The 22,458-nt window shown below is 61.7% G+C and carries 24 protein-coding genes; 9 read left to right on the plus strand and 15 right to left on the minus strand.

The features are described 5' to 3' along the window. Position 1: 1 nt before the first annotated feature. The 5 genes from ACW4TB_RS15480 to ACW4TB_RS15500 all read left to right on the plus strand — a co-directional run bounded on the left by ACW4TB_RS15480 (position 2) and on the right by ACW4TB_RS15500 (position 3,915). Positions 2–925, plus strand: a complete 924-nt coding sequence (locus ACW4TB_RS15480; RefSeq protein ID WP_455828406.1) for an ABC transporter permease — start codon at positions 2–4, stop codon at positions 923–925. Then, positions 915–1,721, plus strand: a complete 807-nt coding sequence (locus ACW4TB_RS15485; protein WP_455828408.1) for an ABC transporter permease — start codon at positions 915–917, stop codon at positions 1,719–1,721. The genes ACW4TB_RS15480 and ACW4TB_RS15485 overlap by 11 nt, the downstream gene beginning before the upstream one ends. Before the next feature lie 17 nt (positions 1,722–1,738). Next, positions 1,739–3,163, plus strand: coding sequence for a gamma-aminobutyraldehyde dehydrogenase (locus ACW4TB_RS15490; RefSeq protein ID WP_012315952.1), 1,425 nt, complete (start codon positions 1,739–1,741; stop codon positions 3,161–3,163). Between the two features lie 168 nt (positions 3,164–3,331). Continuing rightward, complete coding sequence (locus ACW4TB_RS15495; protein ID WP_080516493.1) at positions 3,332–3,586, plus strand: type II toxin-antitoxin system HicA family toxin; 255 nt, start codon at positions 3,332–3,334, stop codon at positions 3,584–3,586. Continuing rightward, positions 3,583–3,915 (plus strand): type II toxin-antitoxin system HicB family antitoxin, encoded by a 333-nt coding sequence (locus tag ACW4TB_RS15500; RefSeq protein ID WP_012315954.1) that lies wholly within the window; start codon positions 3,583–3,585, stop codon positions 3,913–3,915. The genes ACW4TB_RS15495 and ACW4TB_RS15500 overlap by 4 nt, the downstream gene beginning before the upstream one ends. A 9-nt stretch (positions 3,916–3,924) precedes the next feature. Here ACW4TB_RS15500 and ACW4TB_RS15505 read toward each other — a convergent pair whose 3' ends face one another. Next, positions 3,925–5,031 carry an NADH:flavin oxidoreductase/NADH oxidase gene (locus ACW4TB_RS15505; protein WP_279928285.1) on the minus strand — a complete coding sequence of 369 codons (1,107 nt, stop codon included), beginning with the start codon at positions 5,029–5,031 and terminating at the stop codon, positions 3,925–3,927. A 452-nt stretch (positions 5,032–5,483) separates the two neighbouring features. On the opposite strand from ACW4TB_RS15505, the gene ACW4TB_RS15510 reads away from it, so the two are divergent. Further along, on the plus strand, positions 5,484–5,765 hold the full coding sequence (locus ACW4TB_RS15510) for a hypothetical protein (protein ID WP_012315956.1): 282 nt from the start codon (positions 5,484–5,486) through the stop codon (positions 5,763–5,765). A gap of 286 nt (positions 5,766–6,051) precedes the next feature. Here ACW4TB_RS15510 and recJ read toward each other — a convergent pair whose 3' ends face one another. Together recJ and ACW4TB_RS15520 are read right to left on the minus strand one after the other, a co-directional pair. Beyond that, positions 6,052–7,761, minus strand: coding sequence for a single-stranded-DNA-specific exonuclease RecJ (recJ, locus tag ACW4TB_RS15515; RefSeq protein WP_279928287.1), 1,710 nt, complete (start codon positions 7,759–7,761; stop codon positions 6,052–6,054). Between the two features lie 12 nt (positions 7,762–7,773). Then, positions 7,774–8,316: a YaeQ family protein gene (locus ACW4TB_RS15520; RefSeq protein WP_012315959.1), complete on the minus strand. Its 543-nt coding sequence runs from the start codon at positions 8,314–8,316 to the stop codon at positions 7,774–7,776. Positions 8,317–8,448: 132 nt separating this feature from the next. Between ACW4TB_RS15520 and ACW4TB_RS15525 the strand changes: the two genes are divergently transcribed. Together ACW4TB_RS15525 and ACW4TB_RS15530 are read left to right on the plus strand one after the other, a co-directional pair. Continuing rightward, the gene (locus ACW4TB_RS15525) at positions 8,449–9,648 is read left to right on the plus strand and encodes a CaiB/BaiF CoA transferase family protein (RefSeq protein WP_254466347.1); all 1,200 of its coding nucleotides are present in this window, start codon (positions 8,449–8,451) and stop codon (positions 9,646–9,648) included. 14 nt (positions 9,649–9,662) lie between these two features. Then, the gene (locus tag ACW4TB_RS15530; RefSeq protein ID WP_012315961.1) at positions 9,663–10,523 is read left to right on the plus strand and encodes a TIGR02285 family protein; all 861 of its coding nucleotides are present in this window, start codon (positions 9,663–9,665) and stop codon (positions 10,521–10,523) included. Positions 10,524–10,651: 128 nt separating this feature from the next. On the opposite strand, the gene ACW4TB_RS15535 is transcribed toward ACW4TB_RS15530, so the two are convergent. The 6 genes from ACW4TB_RS15535 to xerD form a co-directional block, all read right to left on the minus strand. Beyond that, positions 10,652–10,933, minus strand: a complete 282-nt coding sequence (locus tag ACW4TB_RS15535) for a DUF3509 domain-containing protein (RefSeq protein WP_012315962.1) — start codon at positions 10,931–10,933, stop codon at positions 10,652–10,654. A 79-nt stretch (positions 10,934–11,012) separates the two neighbouring features. Continuing rightward, positions 11,013–11,411: a histidine kinase gene (locus ACW4TB_RS15540; protein ID WP_012315963.1), complete on the minus strand. Its 399-nt coding sequence runs from the start codon at positions 11,409–11,411 to the stop codon at positions 11,013–11,015. Between the two features lie 126 nt (positions 11,412–11,537). Continuing rightward, positions 11,538–12,947, minus strand: a complete 1,410-nt coding sequence (gene thrC / locus ACW4TB_RS15545) for a threonine synthase (protein ID WP_012315964.1) — start codon at positions 12,945–12,947, stop codon at positions 11,538–11,540. Between the two features lie 165 nt (positions 12,948–13,112). Continuing rightward, positions 13,113–14,417 (minus strand): homoserine dehydrogenase, encoded by a 1,305-nt coding sequence (locus tag ACW4TB_RS15550; protein ID WP_012315965.1) that lies wholly within the window; start codon positions 14,415–14,417, stop codon positions 13,113–13,115. Between the two features lie 82 nt (positions 14,418–14,499). Next, entirely contained in the window at positions 14,500–15,261 is a 762-nt protein-coding gene (gene dsbC, locus ACW4TB_RS15555) for a bifunctional protein-disulfide isomerase/oxidoreductase DsbC (protein ID WP_012315966.1), read from the minus strand. A gap of 152 nt (positions 15,262–15,413) precedes the next feature. Continuing rightward, complete coding sequence (gene xerD, locus ACW4TB_RS15560) at positions 15,414–16,310, minus strand: site-specific tyrosine recombinase XerD (RefSeq protein WP_012315967.1); 897 nt, start codon at positions 16,308–16,310, stop codon at positions 15,414–15,416. Positions 16,311–16,378: 68 nt separating this feature from the next. Between xerD and ACW4TB_RS15565 the strand changes: the two genes are divergently transcribed. Next, positions 16,379–18,205 (plus strand): cation:proton antiporter, encoded by a 1,827-nt coding sequence (locus ACW4TB_RS15565; RefSeq protein ID WP_279928293.1) that lies wholly within the window; start codon positions 16,379–16,381, stop codon positions 18,203–18,205. A gap of 4 nt (positions 18,206–18,209) precedes the next feature. Here ACW4TB_RS15565 and ACW4TB_RS15570 read toward each other — a convergent pair whose 3' ends face one another. The 6 genes from ACW4TB_RS15570 to ffh all read right to left on the minus strand — a co-directional run bounded on the left by ACW4TB_RS15570 (position 18,210) and on the right by ffh (position 22,266). Then, complete coding sequence (locus tag ACW4TB_RS15570) at positions 18,210–18,617, minus strand: acyl-CoA thioesterase (protein WP_012315969.1); 408 nt, start codon at positions 18,615–18,617, stop codon at positions 18,210–18,212. A gap of 94 nt (positions 18,618–18,711) precedes the next feature. After that, complete coding sequence (gene rplS, locus ACW4TB_RS15575) at positions 18,712–19,062, minus strand: 50S ribosomal protein L19 (RefSeq protein ID WP_008094487.1); 351 nt, start codon at positions 19,060–19,062, stop codon at positions 18,712–18,714. A 42-nt stretch (positions 19,063–19,104) separates the two neighbouring features. Continuing rightward, positions 19,105–19,857 (minus strand): tRNA (guanosine(37)-N1)-methyltransferase TrmD, encoded by a 753-nt coding sequence (gene trmD, locus ACW4TB_RS15580; RefSeq protein ID WP_008094486.1) that lies wholly within the window; start codon positions 19,855–19,857, stop codon positions 19,105–19,107. Positions 19,858–19,860: 3 nt separating this feature from the next. After that, the gene (gene rimM / locus ACW4TB_RS15585; RefSeq protein ID WP_012315970.1) at positions 19,861–20,397 is read right to left on the minus strand and encodes a ribosome maturation factor RimM; all 537 of its coding nucleotides are present in this window, start codon (positions 20,395–20,397) and stop codon (positions 19,861–19,863) included. 5 nt (positions 20,398–20,402) lie between these two features. After that, positions 20,403–20,654 (minus strand): 30S ribosomal protein S16, encoded by a 252-nt coding sequence (rpsP, locus tag ACW4TB_RS15590; RefSeq protein WP_012315971.1) that lies wholly within the window; start codon positions 20,652–20,654, stop codon positions 20,403–20,405. Between the two features lie 235 nt (positions 20,655–20,889). Next, positions 20,890–22,266 (minus strand): signal recognition particle protein, encoded by a 1,377-nt coding sequence (gene ffh, locus ACW4TB_RS15595; RefSeq protein ID WP_012315972.1) that lies wholly within the window; start codon positions 22,264–22,266, stop codon positions 20,890–20,892. Positions 22,267–22,458 lie beyond the last annotated feature (192 nt).

Raw genomic sequence — 22,458 nt, forward strand, 5'->3', positions numbered from 1 at the left:
CATGAGCCTGGCCCTGAGCCCGTTACGCAGGTTTTCCAACCTGCTCTACCGACGCCCCAACTTGTACCTGCTGTTACTGCTGACCCCACCGCTGACCTGGTTCGCCGCGATCTACCTAGGGTCGCTGCTCAACCTTTTGTGGCAAGGCTTTTACACCTTCGACGACTTCACCATGGCAGTCACCCCGCAACTGACCGTGGGCAACTTCGCCGCGCTGTTCAACCCGTCGAACTTCGACATCATCCTGCGCACCTTGACCATGGCCGTGGCAGTCTCGCTGGCCTGCGCCGTGCTGGCTTTCCCCATCGCCTATTACATGGCGCGCTACACCCGCGGCAAGACCCGGGCGTTCTTCTATATCGCCGTAATGCTGCCGATGTGGGCTAGCTACATCGTCAAGACCTACGCATGGACACTGCTGCTGGCCAAGGGTGGTGTGGCTCAGTGGTTCATTCAGCAACTGCACCTGGAGAGCCTGCTGCAGGCCCTCCTGACCTTGCCCGCGGTGGGCGGCAGCACGCTGTCGACCTCGCATCTTGGGCGCTTCCTGGTGTTCGTGTACATCTGGCTGCCGTTCATGATCCTGCCCGTGCAGGCGTCCCTGGAGCGCCTGCCGCCTTCACTGCTGCAGGCATCGGCAGACCTCGGCGCGCGGCCGGCGCAGACCTTCATACAGGTGATCCTGCCATTGTCGATCCCCGGCATCGCTGCCGGTTCGATCTTTACCTTCTCGCTGACCTTGGGCGACTTCATCGTGCCGCAGCTGATCGGCCCACCCGGCTACTTCATCGGTAGCATGGTCTACGCCCAGCAAGGCGCGATCGGCAACATGCCGATGGCCGCGGCGTTCACCCTGGTGCCGATCGTGCTGATCGCGGTGTACCTGTCCATCGTCAAGCGTCTGGGGGCCTTCGATGCACTCTGAAAAAGCCTCCACCGGCCTGCGCCTGGCGGCTTGGGGCGGGTTATTGTTCCTGCACTTTCCGATCCTCATCATCTTCCTGTACGCCTTCAACACCGAAGATGCGGCGTTCAGCTTCCCGCCCAAGGGCTTCACCCTCAAATGGATCGCCGTGGCATTCGCCCGGCCGGACGTGCTCGAGGCCATCAAGCTGTCGCTGCAGGTGGCCAGCCTGGCCACGCTCATCGCGCTTGTGCTCGGCACCCTGGCCGCGGCGGCACTGTACCGGCGCAGCTTCTTCGGCAAGGAGAGCATCTCGCTGATGCTGATCTTGCCGATCGCACTGCCTGGCATCATTACCGGCATAGCCCTGTTGTCGGCGTTCAAGGCCCTGGGTATCGAGCCTGGGCTGTTCACCATCGTGGTCGGCCACGCCACCTTCTGTGTGGTGATCGTCTACAACAATGTGATTGCCCGCCTGCGGCGCACCTCGCAAAGCCTGATCGAAGCCTCTATGGACTTGGGGGCCGATGGTTGGCAGACCTTCTGCTACATCATCCTGCCCAACCTAAGCTCGGCGCTGCTGGCCGGCGGCATGCTGGCCTTCGCCCTGTCGTTCGACGAGATCATCGTCACCACCTTCACTGCCGGTAACGAGCGTACCTTGTCCATCTGGCTGCTCAACCAACTCAGCCGCCCGCGCGACGTGCCGGTGACCAACGTGGTTGCCATGCTGGTGATGCTGGTGACCATGCTGCCGATCCTCGGCGCCTACTACCTGACCCGCGGCGGTGAAAGCGTTGCGGGCAGCGGCAAATGACCCACAAGGAGCCCCCGATGCAAACCAACATGCTGATCAACGGTCGCCTGGTCGCTGGCGATGGCCCGGCCTGGACCGTGCTCAACCCCGCTGAAGGCAGTGCCTTGGCACAGATCAACGAAGCCACCGAGGCCCAGGTCGATACTGCAGTGCGCGCCGCCGACCTGGCCTTCGACAGCTGGTCGCAGACCAGCCCCAAGGAGCGCTCGCTGGCCCTGCTGGCGCTGGCTGACACGATTGAGGCGCATGCCGATGAGCTGGCCAGGCTGGAGTCGCAGAATTGCGGTAAACCGTTCGCAGCGGCCCTGAACGACGAGATGCCGGCCATCGCCGATGTGTTCCGCTATTTTGCCGGCGCCGCCCGCTGCCTTGGTGGCTTGGCGGCCGGTGAGTACCTGCCCGGGCACACTTCGATGATCCGCCGCGACCCGCTGGGCGTAGTGGCCTCGATCGCACCCTGGAACTACCCGCTGATGATGCTGGCGTGGAAGATCGCCCCCGCCTTGGCCGCTGGCAATACCGTGGTCATCAAACCGTCCGAGCTGACCCCGCTGACCGCCCTGCGCCTCGGCGAACTGGCCAAGGACGTACTGCCTGCCGGCGTGCTCAACATCCTCTTCGGCCGCGGCCAGACAGTCGGCAACCCACTGATTACCCACCCCAAGGTGCGTATGGTCTCGCTGACCGGATCGATCCCCACCGGCGCGCACATCATCGGCGCCACGGCCGACAGCGTAAAGCGCATGCACATGGAGCTGGGCGGCAAGGCGCCGGTGCTGGTATTCGATGATGCCGACATCGATGCCGCCATCGACGGTATCCGGACCTTCGGTTTCTACAACGCAGGACAGGACTGCACTGCGGCCTGCCGCCTGTATGTGCAGGCCGGCATCTACGAACGCTTCGTCGAACGCCTCGGCAAAGCCGTGGCCAGCCTAAAAACCGGCCTGCAGGATGCCGAAGACACCGAACTCGGCCCGCTGATCAGCGCCCAGCACCGTGACAAGGTAGCCGGCCTGGTCGGGCGCGCCATCGCCCAGCCGCACATTCGCCTGGTCACCGGAGGCAAGGCACTACCGGGGGATGGTTTCTTCTTCGAGCCAACAGTGCTGGCTGATGCGCTGCAGGATGACGAGATCGTGCGCCACGAGGTGTTTGGCCCGGTGGTGTCGGTGACACGCTTCACTGACGAAGCGCAGGCGCTGGAATGGGCCAACGACTCGGAGTACGGCCTGGCTTCATCGGTGTGGACCCGCGACACCGGCCGCGCCCACCGCCTGGCGGCCCGGTTGCAGTATGGCTGCACCTGGGTCAATACCCACTTCATGCTGGTCAGCGAAATGCCCCATGGCGGGCAGAAGCATTCGGGGTATGGGAAGGACATGTCGATGTATGGGCTGGAGGATTACACCTGTGTGCGGCACGTGATGATCAAGCATTGAGCGTGATGTGAAGCTACCGGCCTCTCCTGAGACAAGTCAGCAAGGAGGCCGGTACAAAGTGGCGATCGTCCTCGCATGAATACCTAGGACCTTTCCTTCAAGCACGGTCCCCTATCTCCTACAGTCCGGCTGTTGTGAAAAAAACGACTGGTATCATAGTCTGATACCATGAATAATCATCAAAGATCGGCCCTTGAAGCCATTTTCAGGAAACCAGTGCCCAAGACCTTGGAATGGGTCCGGCTGGAGTCACTGTTGAGATCAGCTGGCACAAATGTCATCGAAGGTCGAGGTTCGCGAGTTCGCTTTGAGCTCAATGGGGCCGTTGCCACCTTCCATCGGCCTCACCCGGACAAACATGCCAAAACCTATCAATTGCGCGACGCCCGCCAGTTCCTTGAGCAGGCCGGAGTAACACCATGAATGTCATGACCTACCGCGGCTATGCCGCAAGAATCGAATACAGTGACGAGGACCAGTTGCTGATTGGACACGTTGCGGGCATACGTGACGTGATTGGTTTTCACGGCGAATCGATCAGTGAATTGCGACAAGCATTCGAGGAGGCCGTTGATGACTATCTCGAAACCTGTAAACGCCTTGGCCGTGAGCCGCAAAAGACCTATTCAGGGAAGCTGAGTCTGCGCCTTGAGCCCACCCTTCACGCCAGCGTGGCCGCAAAGGCCGAGCTGGCGGAAAAAAGCATCAATCAGTGGGTCAGCGATATTCTGAGCAAGGCCGCTTACAGCTGAGGTGGTCAATCAGTCCCGCAGATCCGACTCATGTATCGGATTCGCCCGGCTGGTAGCCCGTTGATACTGCGCCGGCCACGTAGCCCTGTTACCGCCCAGGTCATCATCGGCATGCAACGGCCAGTAAGGGTCGCGCAGCAGCTCGCGGGCGAGGAAGATCAGGTCGGCCTGCCCGGTGCGCAGGATGTGTTCAGCCTGGGCCGGTTCGGTGATCATGCCCACCGTACCGGTGGCGATTTCCGATTCCTTGCGTACACGCTCGGCGAAGCGGGTCTGGTAGCCGGGGCCGGTGGGGATTTCGGCATTCATCGAAGTACCGCCGGAGGACACATCGATCAAGTCGACTCCGAGCGCTCGCAGGCGACGGGCCAGTTCTACTGTTTCGTCGGGGTTCCAGCCGTCTTCCACCCAGTCGGTCGCCGACACGCGAACGAACAGCGGCAGTTCCTTCGGCCAAACCTTACGCACCGCGTCGGTCACCTGCAGCGTAAGGCGGATGCGGTTTTCGAAACAGCTGCCATATTCGTCACGGCGCTGATTGCTTAGCGGCGAGAGGAACTGATGCAGCAGGTAGCCATGGGCGGCGTGGATCTCGACTACCTTGAAGCCCGCTTGCAATGCCCGTTCGGTGGCTTTGACAAACTCGGCTACAACATCCTGGATCTCGTCTTTGCTCAACTCACGCGGTGCCGTGTGTTCAGGGTCGAAGGCAATTTTCGACGGCCCCACCGGCTGCCAGCCTCCTTCCTCGATCTTGACGCTGCCATGCTTGCCCAGCCAGGGGCGATGGGTGCTGGCCTTGCGCCCGGCGTGGGCCAGCTGGATGCCCGGCACGGCGCCCTGCGCGGTGATGAAGCGGGTGATGCGTTGCAGTGGGGCGACCTGTTCATCGTTCCACAGACCAAGGTCCTCGGCAGTGATCCGGCCATCGGCGGTCACAGCGACCGCTTCGGTGATGACCAGCCCGGCACCACCGACGGCGCGGCTACCCAAATGGACAAGGTGCCAGTCGTTGGCCAGGCCATCGACAGCGGAATACTGGCACATCGGCGAGACAGCGATGCGGTTGGGCAACGTCAGCTGACGCAGGGTGTAAGGCTCGAGCAGCAGGCTCATGAGGGCACCTCCCAAGGACTCCAATGGTGATCCGGCCCGGGCATTCAAGTGCACATCCCTGGCCCGGTGCCGGTCATTAATCAGACTAGACCAGATTGGTGGGGGGGAAGGTTCCCTGAGATTGCTGACTGCTCCGACGCGCGCATCAGATGTTTCCTACACATATGAGCTAGCGATACCTAGATCAGGAAAATATCCTACGAATCTTGTCGACTCGCGGCTGATTGTCCCTGGAAACCCCACCCTTTAGGCTTTTCGTGTCGCTGATGTTTGGCGTCCGGGAGTGGAATCCTGTCAATTACTGAGTTGCTGTCGTCATGGCAGTTGTGCGCGGGAGGCCGCAAAGCCTACCGGGTTTACTCGTAGCCTGGATTCCACACCGCGTACAACTGCCACCCATCCGTGTGGAATCGGACAGGTCGGTCAATCAGTAACCTTACGAGTCGTTCACTATGAAAAAACTAGTCCCCGATCCGCCCCACCATTTCGACCTTCCCTCCGACAAGACCCTGACCAACGCCGTGAGCGATGGCATCGTGCCAATCGATCACGTGTTGATGAACGTCACCCACTACCTGATGCTCGCTTACAACCATTGCCATCGAGTCCTCGATGCCGTCGAAGATGACAGCTCCCGGGAATCGCTTGTGAATGGGCTGCGTGCCCTGCAGATTGCCTGGGGCCAAGCAGATGCGCTGTCATTGGCCTTGGAGCGTACTACTACCCTGCATTGAGGTTGGATTCACTGGCCTCTTCGAGGGTAAACCTGCGGCCACAGGCGCATCACAGACCTCAAAACTTGCAGATGACCTGTGGGAGCTGGCTTGCCCACAAAGAGGCCAGAACAGGCAATCGAGAAACTTCAGGAGGGAATTCGATGACCACAGACGGCACCCACTTTACTGTCGGGAAGACCACCTTCTTTCAGGGTGAACACCAGACTCACCCACTGTTCCGCATCGAGCCAGGGAAATCGAGCGCCGCCCCCCGCAAAGACCAAGTCAGGCACTTGTAGTGCTTTCAGCGCGGCTCCATATGCGCAATCATCAACTGCACACTTTCATTACCTCGAAACTCGTTAACATCCAGCTTGTAGGCAAGCTCCACCCAACGCACGGTCGGGTTCGGCCAAACCTCGCGGTCGATGCCGAAGGCAATGCCATCCAGGCGTACCGAACCACATTCGCTCTTGAGCACCACTTTAAGGTGGCGCTCGCCGACCACACGCTGCTCCACCAACTGGAACACACCATGGAACAACGGTTCGGGGAAGTGCTGCCCCCAGGGCCCGGCGTGGCGCAAGGCCTTGGCCAGGTCAAGGTGGAACTCCTCCACCGCCAGGCTTCCATCCGACAGCAGGCGCCCGGTGAGGTCTTCTTCACGCAGCTGGCGCCGCACTTCTTCGTCGAACGCCTCGGCAAACGCGGGGAAATTGCCTTCAGGTAGCGACAGCCCCGCGGCCATGGCATGGCCGCCAAACTTGCTGATCAACTGCGGATGGCGCGCTGCCACTGCATCCAGCGCATCACGGATGTGAAAGCCCGGTACCGACCGCGCCGAGCCCTTGAGCATGCCCTCACCGGCATCGGCGAAGGCGATGGTCGGGCGGTGGTAACGCTCCTTCAGGCGCGAGGCGAGAATACCGATCACGCCCTGGTGCCATTCGGCATCGAACAGGCACAGGCCATAGGGCATGGACTCGACCGGCAAATCCTTGAGCTGGGCCAACGCTTCGCGCTGCATGCCCTGCTCGATCGACTTGCGGTCCTGGTTCAGGCCATCGAGCTGCTGTGCCATGTCCTGGGCCAGCGCCTCGTCCTCGCACAACAGGCACTCGATACCCAGGCTCATGTCGTCCAGGCGCCCGGCGGCATTGAGCCGCGGGCCTAGAATGAAACCCAGGTCAGTGGAGGTGATACGCCGGTGATCGCGACGTGCCACCTCCAGAATCGCCTTCAGCCCCGGCCGCGCCCTGCCGGCACGGATGCGCTCCAGGCCCTGATGCACGAGGATGCGGTTATTGGCATCCAGCGGCACCACGTCGGCTACGCTGCCCAGCGCGACCAGGTCGAGCAGTTCGCCGATGTTCGGTTGTGCCTGGGTTTCATATCGCCCCAGGCTACGCAGGCGTGCGCGCAAGGCCATCAGCACGTAGAAGATCACCCCGACACCGGCCAACGACTTGCTCGGGAAGTCGCAACCTGGTTGGTTCGGGTTGACGATGGCGTCGGCAACCGGCAATTGCTGGCCCGGCAGGTGGTGGTCGGTGACCAGCACTTTGAGCCCGGCCGCTTTGGCTGCCGCCACACCCTCGACACTGGAAATGCCGTTGTCGACCGTGATCAGCAATTGCGGCTGGCGCTGCAGCGCCACCTCGACGATCTCCGGGGTCAGGCCATAGCCATATTCGAAACGGTTGGGCACCAGGTAGTCGACATGGGCCGCACCCAGCAGGCGCAGGCCGAGCACGCCGACAGTACTGGCGGTGGCGCCGTCGGCATCGAAGTCGCCGACGATGATGATGCGCTGGCGCTGGTCGAGCGCTTCGACCAGCAAGTCTACAGCGGCATCGATGCCCTTGAGCTGCTGGTACGGCAACAGCCGCGCCAGGCTCTTGTCCAGCTCGGCCTCGGACTGCACGCCGCGGGCGGCATACAAGCGGGTTAGCAAGGGTGGCAGGTTACCGAGAAACGGCAGGGTCGGCGGCAGCGGGCGGGGTTCGATACGCATGGGTCGGTTGGCTCAGCCACGCTCACCGAGCAGCCACTGCAGCTGCACTTCGTGCTGGCCACGGTCATCAGTGACGAACACTGTGCCTTCACTGATCATCACGTCCCACTTGATGCTGCGCGGCATGTCCGTGGCAAGCACCTCGAGCACCTCTTGCGGCACAGCGGCGATGTTCAGGTTCTTCAGGTTCTTGACCGCGCCAACCACCTTGGTCTCCCATACACGCAGGCTGCCATAGGCCAGCAGGCTGGTGCGCTCGGTACGGCGCGAACACCAAGTCAGGCGATCAGCGTCCGGCTGGCCCACTTCGATCCAGTGCAGTACGCGGTCGTCCAGGCTCTTTTCCCACAGGGCAGGCTCGTCGACATCCGACAGGCCGCGGCCGAACGACAGATTCTCGTTGTACCAGAGTGCGTAGGCCAACAGCCGCACGGCCATGCGCTCCTCGGTTTCCGAAGGATGACGGGCGATGGTCTGCTTGACGCTTTCGTACACGCCGCGATCGAGATCGGTCAGATTCAATTCGAATTTGTAGGTGGTGGACGGCTGGGCCATGGTCGAAGGGCTACTTGCGCAAAGAAAAGTCACACAGTCTACCCGATCCTGATCTTCGTTGCGCCGCAGCAGTATCTGCCGCTACCGACCTATGATAAAACCACGGCTCTGCCCAATTGCCACGGATGCCCCATGTCTACGCCCAGCAAACCCCTCGCCGGCCTGAAAGTCATCGAGCTTGGCACCCTGATCGCTGGCCCGTTCGCTTCGCGCATCTGCGCCGAGTTCGGTGCCGAGGTGATCAAGGTCGAGTCGCCCGACGGCGGTGACCCGCTGCGCAAATGGCGCAAGCTGTACGAGGGTACTTCGCTGTGGTGGTTCGTGCAGGCGCGCAACAAGCAGTCACTGACGCTGAACCTCAAGCATCCCGATGGTCGCGAGATCCTCAAGCGGCTGCTGGCCGAGGCCGACATTCTCATCGAGAACTTCCGCCCGGGCGTGCTGGAAAAGCTCGGCCTGGGCTGGGATGTGCTGCACGAGCTCAACCCGAAACTGGTGATGGTGCGCCTGTCAGGCTTCGGCCAGACCGGGCCGATGAAGGATCAGCCAGGCTTCGGCGCCGTGGGCGAGTCGATGGGTGGCCTGCGCTATATCACCGGCTTCGATGACCGCCCACCGGTACGCACCGGCATCTCCATCGGCGACTCGATCGCTGCATTGTGGGGCGTGATCGGTGCACTGATGGCGCTGCGTCACCGCGAGGTCAATGGCGGCCAGGGCCAGGTGGTGGACGTGGCGCTGTACGAGGCAATCTTCGCCATGATGGAAAGCATGGTCCCCGAGTTCGATGTGTTTGGCTTCATTCGCGAACGCACCGGCAACATCATGCCGGGCATCACGCCCTCCTCCATCCACACCAGCGCCGACGGCAAGCACGTGCAGATCGGTGCCAATGGCGATGCGATATTCAAACGCTTCATGCAGGCCATCGGCCGTAACGACCTGGCCGCCGACCCAACACTGGCCAGCAATGATGGCCGCGATGCGCGGCGTGACGAACTGTATGGGGTGATCGACCGCTGGGCCAACAGCCTGCCCCTGGAGCAGGTCATGCAGATACTGACAGCCGCCGAAGTGCCGGCAAGCCGTATCTACTCGGCAGAAGACATGTTCAACGATCCACAGTACCTGGCCCGCGAGATGTTCCTGCAGGCCCGCCTGCCAGACGGTAAAGCGTTCAAGATGCCAGGCATTGTACCCAAGCTGTCCGAAACACCCGGCTCGGCCGAGTGGGTAGGCCCGGCGCTGGGCGAGCACACCGATGCACTGCTTGGCGCCCTGGGTTATGACGCCGCCGCCATCGCCAGCTTGCGCCAGGCAGGCACGGTCTGAGGTCGCCCCCGCCCGTGCGCGCGTTCCTGTCCCTGCTGTGCGGGCTGCTGCTCGCCATGGCCATCGCGCCAGTGCAGGCCAAGGAACGCCTGGTATGGCTGGTCCGCGACCTGCCGCCCTTCACCATCCTGGAGGGTGCGGCCAAGGGCCAAGGTGCGATCGACCGGATGCTGGCGCTGCTGATCGAACAGATGCCCGAGTACGACCACGACATCGTGCGGGTCACTCGGGCGCGCGGCATACAGATGCTGCAGGACCCTACCAGCTTCACCTGCGATCCGACCATGCTGTGGACACCCGAGCGCGCGAAGTTCGTGCATTTCTCCGAACCGGTGCTGGGGGCGATGAGCGGTGGCCTGGTCGTACGCAAGCAAGCCGGATCTCTGCTGGCACCGTTTCTGGATGGTGCGCAGGTTGACCTCAAACGCTTGTTGAGCGACACCCAACTGAAGCTTGGGATCGTCGCCGGACGCAGCTACAACACACAGATCGACGAGATCCTGCACCAGCTCCCCGACGCAGTCCTCAGCCGTCACTATGGTAACGATGCCACTGCCAATCTGCTGCAGATGCAGCGCCTCGGGCGCCTGCAACTGGTGCTCGGCTACTGGCCGGAAGTGCGCTACCTGATCCAGCAGCAAGGCGGCTCGCTCGATGAGTACCAGTTTCACCCGATACAAGGGGTGAACCGCTACCAGTTCCTGCATGTGGGCTGCTCCGATTCCCCCTTGGGGCAAGCGGCGGTCGCGCATATAGACCAACTGCTGCCCCCGCTACGCCGGGACACCCTGCCAGCGCTTTACGCCAAATGGCTGGATCCGGAGCTGCAAGAAGAATACCTGGAACAGAGCAAGCATTTTTTTGAAGGGCGATAAAAAAGAAACCCCGGGACGCTGGGGAGGACGCCCGGGGCCAATCGAAAGTCCTCATGGACTTCCCGTGACAACCCGCCATCACCGGAGCTGTGTGCTGGCTGGCTGCCCTACTGTCTCTGATGCACCACTCAGGCAAAGGTTCCCGGAGGATGCTGGCGTTGCTGCAACGCCGCGATGACACAGGGCTGCAGGCGCCCTTCGGCTATCTGCAAGTCACGGTGGAGGCCATCGACGAGGTCGATCAGCAGGCTTTGCTCCTGCAACTGGCGCTGGCTGACCGTTCGGCGCAAGGTAATGCCACCGAGGCTGTCGAAAACGGTGAGTTGCCGGTTACCACTGGCATCGGCGGTGCCAAGCTGGGTCTGATAGGGGCTCAGGGCGTCATTAAGCAGTCTGCAGATTCTTTCCATCCGGATCACTCGCTGCGTGGTGGTATATGAAGGAACTGACCAGCAAGCGCAGCGGAAAGTTCGTTACGCCTCAGCTGTTTCAATGAGCATGCGTGGGTGATGTGACCGTTTGAATACGCTGCAAGGCCTGTTGCCAGCGCCGCACCGGCAGCGGCCACGGCAGGTCGGCCAGCACCCAGAGGCCACGCTCGCGAGCTTGCTCGGCAAGGTTGGGCCGGTGCTTGCTGGCACAGCCGACGAAAAGCAAGGCGCGTGAACAGCGGTTGCGCTCCAGGCGTTCGAGCAGGGCCTGGCCGCCTTTCATCGCATGGTCGAGGATCAGCAGATCGGCACCGCGCTTGCGTGCCAGGCAGGCATTGAGGTCAACCAGATCATGGGTGATGCGCACATCGAAAACGCCCAGGGCATTGCACGCCTGATGCAGGAGAATCTGGTGGGAAGGCCGAGCCTGGTGAATCAACACGTAGGGCTGATGCATGAGCCGCTCCTGAGGGAAGGACGGGCCACTGTATGCAGCGCTTAACGCGTTTTACATAGGAAAAATCTGAATGAAACCAGGGAAAAGTCTAAAAAAGGGGCCGCGCAGCGGCCCCTTTCATCACGATTAAAGCGGCTTGCCGCGATTACCGTGCTGGCTGACGAAGGCCTGGACTGCCTTGAGGTCGTTGGCCAGAACCGTGCAGCGCTCCTCACGGCCGAACAGGTCGCTCAGGTGCGCAGGTAGTTCCAGCGCCTTGCCGACGCCCGCCTTCTCTACGGCCTCAGGGAACTTGACCGGGTGCGCAGTGCCCAGCACCACCATAGGGGTATCCAGGCTGCGACGGCATTCGCGCGCGGCCTTTACGCCGATCGCGGTATGCGGGTCGAGCACCTCACCTGTGCTGGCGAAGACCTCGGCGATGGTCTCGCAGGTCTGCTCGTCGCTCACTGCCAGCGAGTCGAACAGCTTGCGCGCCTCGGTCCAGCGGTCTTGGTCGACGCTGAAACCGCCGCCCTGCTTGAAGTTGGCCATCAGTTCGCCGATAGCCACACCGTTGCGACCATGGAGGTCGAACAACAAACGCTCGAAGTTGGACGAGACCATGATGTCCATCGACGGCGACAAGGTCGCGTGCAGGGTTTCCTTGACGTACTGGTTGCCGCTCATGAAGCGGTGCAAGATGTCGTTGCGGTTGGTGGCAACCACCAGCTGGCTGACCGGCAGGCCCATGTTCCGTGCCAGGTAGCCGGCGAAGATGTCGCCAAAGTTGCCGGTCGGCACCGAGAACGCCACCGAACGCGCCGGGCCACCGAGCTGCAGGGCAGCGTGGAAGTAGTAGACGATCTGGGCCATGATTCGCGCCCAGTTGATCGAGTTGACTGCGACCAGGCGGGTGCCTTTGAGGAACGACTGGTCGGCGAAGCTAGCCTTGACCATCTCCTGGCAGTCATCGAAGTTGCCCTCGATGGCGATGTTGTGAATGTTGTCGCCGAAGATGGTGGTCATCTGGCGGCGCTGAACTTCCGACACACGCTGGTGCGGATGAAGGATGAAGATGTCGACGTTGTCGCAGCGACGGCAGCCTTCGATGGCGGCAGAGCCGGTGTCGCCACTGGTGGCGCCAATGATCACCACGCGCTCGTTGCGCTTGGCCAGTACGTGATCAAGCAGACGACCAAGCAGCTGCAGGGCGAAGTCCTTGAAGGCCAGCGTCGGGCCGTGGAACAACTCAAGAACCCACTCGTTGCTGTTCAGTTGGCGCAGCGGAGCGACCGCGGCGTGGGCGAACTCGCCGTAGGTCTCTTCCAGGATCTTCTTGAAATCGGCATCGGCAATGCTGCCCTCGACGAACGGGCGCATCACACGGAAGGCCAGTTCGTGATACGGCAGGCCTGCCCAGGAAGCGATTTCTTCCTGGGTGAAGCGTGGGAGGTTCTCTGGCACGTACAGGCCGCCATCGCTGGCCAGGCCAGCCAGCAGGACGTCTTCGAAATTCAGGGCCGGTGCCTGGCCGCGGGTGCTGATATAGCGCATATGCAAACCTTCGGTTTGAGCGGCAAGTTGCAAGCTGAAAGCGCCAAGAAAAAGCTGTTCGGCATTTTTCTTACGCTCTGCACTGCCCTTGCCGCAAATTTAAACTGTTAGAAGCCTCAACACCGAACTGCTTTTTCTTGCAGCTTGCAGCTTGAAGCTTGCCGCTTAGTTGAGCTGTTCGACGCGGATGCGCACGACCTTGCCGACCACGTCCTGCAAGGCTTCAAGAGCAACGATGGCGTCGTTGATGCTCTGCTCGACCACACGGTGGGTCAGCAGGATCATCGGCACCAGGCCGTCCTGTTCCTCGACTTCTTTCTGCATGATCGACTCGATGTTGATGCCGCGCTCCGACAGGATGCTCGCCACCTGAGCCAGCACGCCTGGGTGATCCTTGGCATGGATACGCAGGTAGTAGGCGCTCTGGCAGGCTTCGATCGGCAGGATCGGGTGCGCCGACAGCGAATCCGGCTGGAAGGCCAGGTGCGGCACGCGGTTTTCAGGGTCGGAGGTCATGGCGCGGACCACGTCGACCAGGTCGGCGACCACCGAGGAAGCGGTGGGCTCCATGCCGGCGCCTGCTCCGTAGTAAAGGGTGGAGCCTGCCGCATCGCCATTGACCATCACGGCGTTCATCACGCCATTGACGTTGGCGATCAGGCGATCGCTCGGGATCAGCGTCGGGTGCACGCGCAGCTCGATGCCTTCTGCAGTGCGACGGGCCACACCCAGGTGCTTGATGCGGTAGCCCAGGGCTTCGGCGTAGTTCACGTCGGCAGTGGTCAGCTGGGTGATGCCTTCGGTGTAGGCCTTGTCGAACTGCAGCGGGATACCAAAGGCGATGGACGCCAGGATGGTCAGCTTGTGCGCAGCATCGATACCTTCGACGTCGAAAGTCGGGTCGGCTTCGGCATAACCCAGCGCTTGGGCTTCGGCCAGCACATCGGGGAAGGCCCGGCCTTTTTCACGCATTTCGGTGAGAATGAAGTTGCCTGTGCCGTTGATGATCCCGGCCAGCCAGTTGATACGGTTGGCCGACAGGCCTTCGCGGATCGCCTTGATCACCGGGATGCCACCTGCCACTGCGGCTTCGAACGCAACGATCACGCCCTTCTCACGGGCCTTGGCGAAGATTTCGTTGCCGTGTACGGCGATCAGCGCCTTGTTGGCAGTCACCACGTGCTTGCCGTTTTCGATGGCCTTGAGCACCAGGTCGCGAGCGATGGTGTATCCACCGATCAGCTCGATGACAATGTCGATCTCCGGGTTGCTCGCAACGTCGAACACATCAGCGGTAATGGGGGTACCGGTAATCTGGCAGTTCGGGTTAGGCGAGCGCATGGCGATCTGTGCCACTTCAATACCGCGCCCGGCACGGCGGGCAATCTCCTCGGCGTTGCGCTGAAGTACATTGAAGGTACCGCCACCGACGGTCCCCAACCCACAGATGCCTACTTTGACCGGTTTCACTGTGAACTCCCCATTGAACGGCCGGCACCTGCGCCGACCGTGAAACATGCCGTCACCCCATGACGACGGCGTACTGAATGATTTACTTGGCGGCCTGCTGCTGGCCGGCCAGGGCCAGTTTGGCCACTTGCGGTGCCGGTTGGTAACCTGGAATCACCTGGCCGTTTTCGAGCACGATCGCCGGCGTGCCGTTAACGCCGATCGACTGGCCCAGCTGGAACTGCTTACCGACCGGGTTGGCGCATTTGGCAGCCTTGATTTCCTTGCCGTCGATCATCTTGTCCAGCGCTGCGCGGCGGTCACTGGAGCACCACACGGCCTGCAACTGCTCGTCACCCGGCGAGCCGAGGCCCTGGCGCGGGAAGGCGACATAGCGCACTTCGATACCGCGACGGTTGAGCTCTGGCACTTCGGCGTGCAGCTTGTGGCAATACGGGCAGGTGGTGTCGGTGAACACGGTGATGTGCGACTTGGTCTGGCCCTTGGCAGGATAAACCACCATCTCGGCGGCTGGAATGCCATTGATGAGCTTGGCTACGCCTTGGCGCTCGGTCTTCTCGGTCAGGTTTACCGGCTTGCCGTCCTGGATCTGGTACAGGTAGCCCTGCATCACGAACTGGCCATCGGCGCTGGCGTACAGCACACGGCCGCCCTGCAGCTTGACTTCATACAGGCCGTTGAGCGGGCTGCTGGCCACGCTCTCGACCGGCACTTCCAGCTCAAGGTTCTGCAACGACTTGCGAATCGCCTGCTCGGCAGCGGCATTGCTGTCGGTCGCCGCAGCAACGGCAAAGGTACTGGCCAGCGCCAACGCGGCGGCGGCGAAAATCTGGGTCACGCGCATGGGAACTCCTGAGGGCGGACAGGGGCCGGAGGGTGTCACCTGCGCAAAAACGCGGCAACCGTGCGGCCCTTGGTGCAAACCGCCCAAGCCTACCACAACACGCTACCCGTGAAGGGGGCTGCGAGTACCGGCCGGCGGAACATGAAAAACATTCATCCACGCGGATGGTGCTGAGCGTGCAGTTGCTGCAGGCGGGCCTTGGCCACATGGGTATAGATCTGCGTGGTCGACAGGTCGCTGTGCCCCAGCAGCATCTGCACTACGCGCAGGTCCGCACCGTGGTTGAGCAGATGGGTGGCGAAAGCGTGGCGCAAGGTGTGCGGCGACAGCGGCTTGTCGATGCCGGCAATCCGGGCGTGATGCTTGATGCGGTGCCAGAAGGTCTGACGGGTCATCTGTTCACCCCGCAGGCTGGGGAACAGCACATCGCTCGGGCGCCCGTTGAGCAGCTCGACGCGCCCGTCACGCAGGTAGCGCTCCAGCCACAGCACCGCCTCTTCGCCCATCGGTACCAGGCGCTCCTTGCTGCCCTTGCCCATCACCCGCAGCACGCCCTGGCGCAGGTTCACCTGGTCCAGAGCAAGGCTGACCAGTTCGGTAACGCGCAGACCACAGGCGTACAGGACCTCAAGCATGGCACGGTCGCGCTGGCCAATGGCTTCGCCAAGGTCCGGAGCCTGCAGCAGGGCATCGACGTCGGCTTCCGACAAAGACTTGGGCAAGGGCTTGCCCAACTGCGGCATCTCTATTTGCAGGGTTGGATCGACGGCAATGAGCTTTTCCCGCAGCAAGTAGCGAAAGAAGCCACGCAGACCTGAGAGAAAACGCGCAGTGGAACGCGGCTTGTAACCCTGATCCAGACGCCAGGCCAGGTGATCGAGGATCAGCTCCCGACCGGCGGCAGGCAAGGCCAGGCCGTGATCCTGCAGCCAGCCGTTGAACAGCGCCAGGTCACTGCGATAAGAGACGCGAGTGTTGTCTGAAAGGCCTTTTTCCAGCCACAGGGCATCAAGGAACTGGTCGATCAAGGGGTGGTCAAGGGCTGGCATGAAAACTCGGTGGCAAACGACGAAATGACGCTTAGTCTTTCATAACAACGCCGGCATAGGGAGCCCGCATGAACGAACAGCAGATCCTACTCAGTGTGGGCGGTATCGGTGCCGCCGCCCTTGCCTGCCAGTGGCTGGCCTGGCGCCTGAAGCTGCCAGCAATTCTCTTCCTGCTGCTGGCCGGCATAACGGTCGGCCCATTGCTCGGCTGGCTCGACCCGCAAGCGCTGTTTGGCCCACTGTTGATGCCGCTGGTGTCACTGGCGGTGGCACTGATCCTGTTCGAAGGCAGCCTGACCCTGCACCTCTCGCAATGGCGAGACATCGGCAGCGTGGTGCACCGCCTGGTCACTGTCGGCGCCCTGTCGACCTGGCTGGTGATCGCCCTGGCGACACACTGGCTGCTGGGTTTCGACTGGCCGCTGGCGATCCTGTTCGGCACCTTGACCCTGGTGACAGGCCCTACGGTCATCGTGCCCATGCTGCGCGTGGTACGGCCGAAAGCGACCATTGCCAACATCCTGCGCTGGGAAGGCATCGTCATCGACCCGATCGGTGCCCTGCTCGCCGTCGTGGTGTACAGCTTTATCATCGCCAGCACCGATGGCAATGGCCTGAGCCAGAGCTTGGGCACCTTTGCCGGGGTCATCTTCTGCGGCAGCGCCCTGGGCGCCGCCGGTGGCTGGTTACTGGGGCAGATCATGCGCGAGCAGTGGCTGCCGGAATACCTGCACAACCTGGCGTCGCTGGCCGCCGTACTGGGTATTTTCATCGCCGCCAACCAGATCGCTCACGAGTCCGGGCTACTGGCGGTGACGGTAATGGGCATGTGGCTGGCCAACATGCGTGGCGTCGATGTACGGCAGATCCTGCATTTCAAGGAGAACCTCAGCGTACTGCTGATCTCCGGCCTGTTCATCCTGCTCGCCGCGCGGCTCGATTTGCATGCCCTGCTGGGGCTGGGCCCGGCCGTACTGGCACTGCTGCTGGTGATCCAGTTGGTGGCGCGGCCGCTGAATGTTTTGCTGTCGACGCTGGGGTCGTCCCTGAACTGGAGGGAACGGGCCCTGCTGGCCTGGATCGCACCACGCGGTATCGTCGCCGCCGCAGTGTCGGCGATATTCGCCATCCGCCTGCATGAGGCCGGGCATCAGGACGCGCTGCTGCTGGTGCCGCTCACCTTTGCCGTGATCATCGGCACTGTCGTGCTGCAGAGCGCTACGGCGCGCCCCCTGGCGCGCCTGCTCAAGGTGGCGGAGCCGGCGCCCAGCGGTTTTCTCATCGTCGGCGCCAACCAACCCGCACGCACCATCGGCAAAGCACTGCAGCAACTGGGTTGCCGTGTGTTGCTGACCGATTCGAGCTGGGAAAACATTCGTGCGGCGCGCATGGAGGGGCTGCCGACCTACTTTGGCAACCCGGCCTCGCAGCATGCCGACGCGCACCTGGACCTCGTAGGCCTCGGCCACTTGCTGGGGCTGTCGCCTGCCGGGGAGATCAACGCCTTGGCCTGTGCGCGCTTTCGTCATGACTTCGGCCACGGCCGTTTGTATGTGCTGGCTAGCGGCCTGGAGAAGCAGCGCAGCGACAAACACCGGGCCAGCGAAGAGCACCGTGGCCAACTGCTGGGCTCAAGCCCGATGACCTACCAGCAAATGGCCAATCGGCTGCATCATGGCGCGGAACTTTACAGCACCAACCTTACCGAGGGCTTCGACTGGGACAATTACCAGGCATTGCATGGCGAGCGGGCACATCTGTTGTTTGCCCGGGATGCCCAGGGCTGGGTGCATGTATCAAGCCCCGAGAACCCGCTTGCGCCGCAACCTGGCTGGACCCTGGTGGCGCTGGTGGAACCGGCCCCCGTCACCGAGACGACTGCCGCACCGGGTTGAGCCCTCAGGCTTGTGGCAACACCGGCACCGGGCGTTTGTCCTCGTCGATGGCGACAAAGCTGAACACACCATGGATTGCCCGCTCGCGCCCATCCAGGTACATGTTCTCGACGAATACGTCCACTTGAACCTGCAAGCTGGTGTTGCCGACCTTGATCACCGTCCCCACCAGCTCGACGATCGAGCCTGCCGGGATCGGGTGCTTGAAATCGATACGGTCTGTGGACACGGTCACCAGTGGCAGCCGGCAGAAGCGCGTAGCGGCGATGAACGACACTTCGTCCATCCAGGCCAGCGCAGTCCCGCCGAACAAGGTGTTGTGGTGGTTGGTGGTGTTGGGGAACACCGCTTTGGTCACGCGGGTCACCGACAACTCGGTGCGGCGCTGAATTTCCTGATCTCGGCTAGTCATGTCCGTCACTTCTTTCGGGTTTCAAAACGCAAAAAAGCAGCCCGAAGGCTGCTTTTTTCTCGCTAGGCGGCCAAGGCCACCGGGCAAACTGTACTCAGGACAGTTTTTCCTTGATGCGAGCGGCTTTGCCGGACAGGTCGCGCAGGTAGTACAGCTTGGCTTTACGCACGTCACCACGACGTTTCACGGCCAGGCTGTCGATCTGCGGGCTGTAGGTCTGGAAGGTACGCTCAACGCCAACGCCGCTGGAGATTTTGCGCACGGTGAAGGCGCTGTTCAGGCCGCGGTTACGCTTGGCGATAACGACGCCTTCGAACGCCTGCAGACGGGAACGCTCACCTTCCTTCACTTTAACCTGAACGACGATGGTGTCGCCTGGTGCGAAGGTCGGGATTTCCTTGCTCATCTGCTCGGCTTCGAGCTGCTGGATGATCTTGTTGGTCATGCTGTGCTCCTAAGATGGATACGTGATCCACCATCGATACGTTTAACTATCGTCCCGCTCGCGGAGATATTCCTCGAGCAGCTTCTTCTCTTCTCCAGAAAGCGAGCGACTTTCCAGAAGATCGGCGCGTCGTTCGAAGGTCCTACCAAGGGACTGCTTCATTCTCCAACGCCGGATGTGTGCATGGTTGCCACTTAGCAACACGTCGGGAACACGCTGATCCGCATACACCTCAGGTCGGGTGTAGTGCGGGCAATCGAGCAGACCGTCGGTGAAGGAGTCTTCCTCCGCCGAGTCCACATGCCCTAAAGCTCCGGGCAGCAGCCGTGTAACCGCATCGATCAGTACCATGGCCGGCAGCTCGCCACCGGAAAGCACATAGTCGCCAATCGACCACTCCTCATCGACATGAGCCTCGATAAAGCGCTCGTCGATGCCTTCATAACGACCGGCGATCAGGATCAGCGATTCCTGTTCGGCCAGGCCTTTGACCGCTTGCTGAGTCAGCTTGCGGCCTTGCGGCGAAAGGTAAATCACCTTTGCCGATGCTCCGGTCGCTTGCCTGGCGCTAACCAAGGCGTCTTCCAGAGGCTTGATTTTCATCACCATGCCCGGGCCACCGCCAAACGGCCGATCATCCACTGTATGGTGGCGATCTGTGGTGTAGTCCCGCGGGTTCCAGCAGGTCACCTGAAGCAACCCCTGTTTTACCGCGCGGCTGGTAATGCCGTACTCAGTGATGGCCGAGAACATCTCGGGGAACAACGTGATGACGTCTACGCGAAGGTTACCCATCGTTTAGAAGTCCGCGTCCCATTCAACCCGCATCACGCCTGCTTCCAGGTCGATTGCCAGCACACATTGCGCCGTATAGGGCAACAGACGCTCGCGATCATCCAGGCTGCCTGCGCAGGGTTTGACCACCATTACATCGTTCGCACCGGTCTCCAACAGGTGATCGACCTTGCCGAACAGCTGTTCGTCCTGGTTGATGACCTTCAGGCCCTGCAGCTGGTACCAGTAGTACTCGTCTGCGGCCAGGTTGGGCAAAAGGCTCCGCGGGATGCAGATTTCGAAGCCGCTCAGAAGACGCGCTTCATCACGATCATCGAGGCCTTTCAGTTTAACGACCAGACCCTTTTGGGAGCCACGACCGCTGACCAGCTCGACCTGCTTTACCTTGCCTTCGTGCCGAAGCGTCCAGCGTGGATAATCCAACAGGTTTTCAATCGGATCGGTAAAGGAATACACCTTCACCTCGCCGCGAACGCCGTGAACCGAAAAAATCTTGCCAACGACGATGAGGTCGTCAGCCTTTTCTGGCGTCGCGTTCATATTGCTCAGGCAGCGGCCTTGGCAGCGTCCTTCAGCAGCTGAGCAACACGCTCAGACGGCTGTGCGCCTTGGCTCAGCCAGTAGCTGACGCGCTCCTGGTTGACCGACAGCTTGACTTCAGCGCCAGCAGCGATCGGGTTGAAGAAACCTACGCGCTCAACGAAACGGCCGTCACGGGCGTTACGCGAGTTGGTCACGGTCAGGTGGTAGAAAGGGCGCTTTTTCGAGCCGCCACGGGCAAGACGGATGGTTACCATGTGAACATCGTTCCTATAGTCGGTGCTGCAAATCTGAATGCCAAATAGGCACACGGGTGCCCAAAAGGCCGCATATTCTCGGGGAATACACGGACATTTGCAAATGACTTTTTCGACAAGGCCTCGCCCTGCCGTCCAGATTTGCCGGTTGAGCCACGTATTGCGTGGCCGTTGCCCCGCCGCAGCGGGGGTTCTGAGCGCTCATCCTTCAAGAGACAAGCGCCCGGAATAAGGGTTACAGCTTCGGCATGCCGCCACCAGGCAGCATCCCGCCCAGGCCGCGCATCATCTTGGCCATGCCGCCCTTGGAGGAGAATTTCTTCATCATCTTCTGCATCTGCTTGTGCTGCTTGATCAGCCGCCCGATGTCCTGCACCTGGGTACCGGAACCCAGGGCGATCCGGCGCTTGCGCGAACCGCTGATCAGGTCAGGATCGCGACGCTCGGCCGGGGTCATGGAGTTGATGATCGCCTCCATCTGCTTGAACTGCTTCTCTGCCGCGCCCTGAGCATTGCCCATCTGCGACAGATTTACCCCGCCGATGCTGGGCAGTTTGTCCATCAGGCCGCCCAGGCCACCCATGTTCTTCATCTGCTGCAGCTGATCGCGGAAGTCTTCGAGATCGAAGCCCTTGCCCTTCTTGAGCTTCTTGGCCAGCTTGTCGGCCTTGGCCTTGTCGATGGTCTGCTCGGCCTGCTCGATCAGGCTGAGCACGTCGCCCATGCCGAGGATGCGCGACGCCACACGGTCCGGGTGGAAAGGCTCAAGGGCCTCGGTTTTCTCACCCATACCGATGAACTTGATCGGCTTGCCGGTGATGGCACGTACCGAAAGCGCGGCACCGCCACGGGCATCACCGTCGACCTTGGTCAGCACCACGCCGGTAAGCGGCAGGGCTTCACCGAAGGCCTTGGCGGTATTGGCGGCGTCCTGGCCGGTCATGGCATCGACCACGAACAGGGTTTCGACCGGCTTGACCGCAGCATGCAGCGCTTTGATCTCGTCCATCATGTCGGCGTCGATGTGCAGACGGCCGGCGGTATCGACAATGACCACGTCGATGAACTTGAGCTTGGCTTCGCGGATCGCCGCTTCGGCAATGGCCACAGGCTTCTGGCTGATATCGGACGGGAAGAAGGTCACACCGATGTCGTTGGCCAGCGTTTCCAGCTGTTTGATCGCTGCCGGGCGGTAAACGTCGGCCGAAACCACCATCACGCTCTTCTTCTTGCGCTCCTTGAGGAAGCGCGCGAGCTTGCCGGCGGTGGTGGTCTTGCCCGCGCCCTGCAAACCGGCCATCAGCACCACGGCAGGCGGGGCGGCATTGAGCGCGAGGTCTTCGTTGGCCGCGCCCATCAGGCTTTCCAGCTCGGCCTGGACGATCTTCACGAACGCCTGGCCCGGGGTCAGGCTGCGCGACACCTCGGTGCCGACCGCACGCTCCTTGACGCTGTTGACGAAATCCTTGACCACCGGCAGGGCAACGTCGGCCTCGAGCAGGGCCATGCGCACTTCGCGCAACGTATCCTTGATGTTGTCTTCAGTCAGCTTGGCCTTGCCGGTGACATGGCGCAGCGTCTGTGACAGGCGGTCGGTCAGGTTTTCGAACATGGTGATCCTTTCAGGCCAAGTAAAAGCCGAGGTTTGTCAGGCGCCCAGGTGAATATGCACACGCGCTGGGCACAGCAAGGCGGCGATTATAGCGAAGAGCGGCGGCGGCGCACACCTCGGCTTCCCGGCGGCAACTTTCAAGCCGCAAGCCTCAAGCCGCAAACCATCAGAAAATCCCGCCCCCGCACGAAT

This window comes from Lelliottia jeotgali, from assembly GCF_977070485.1.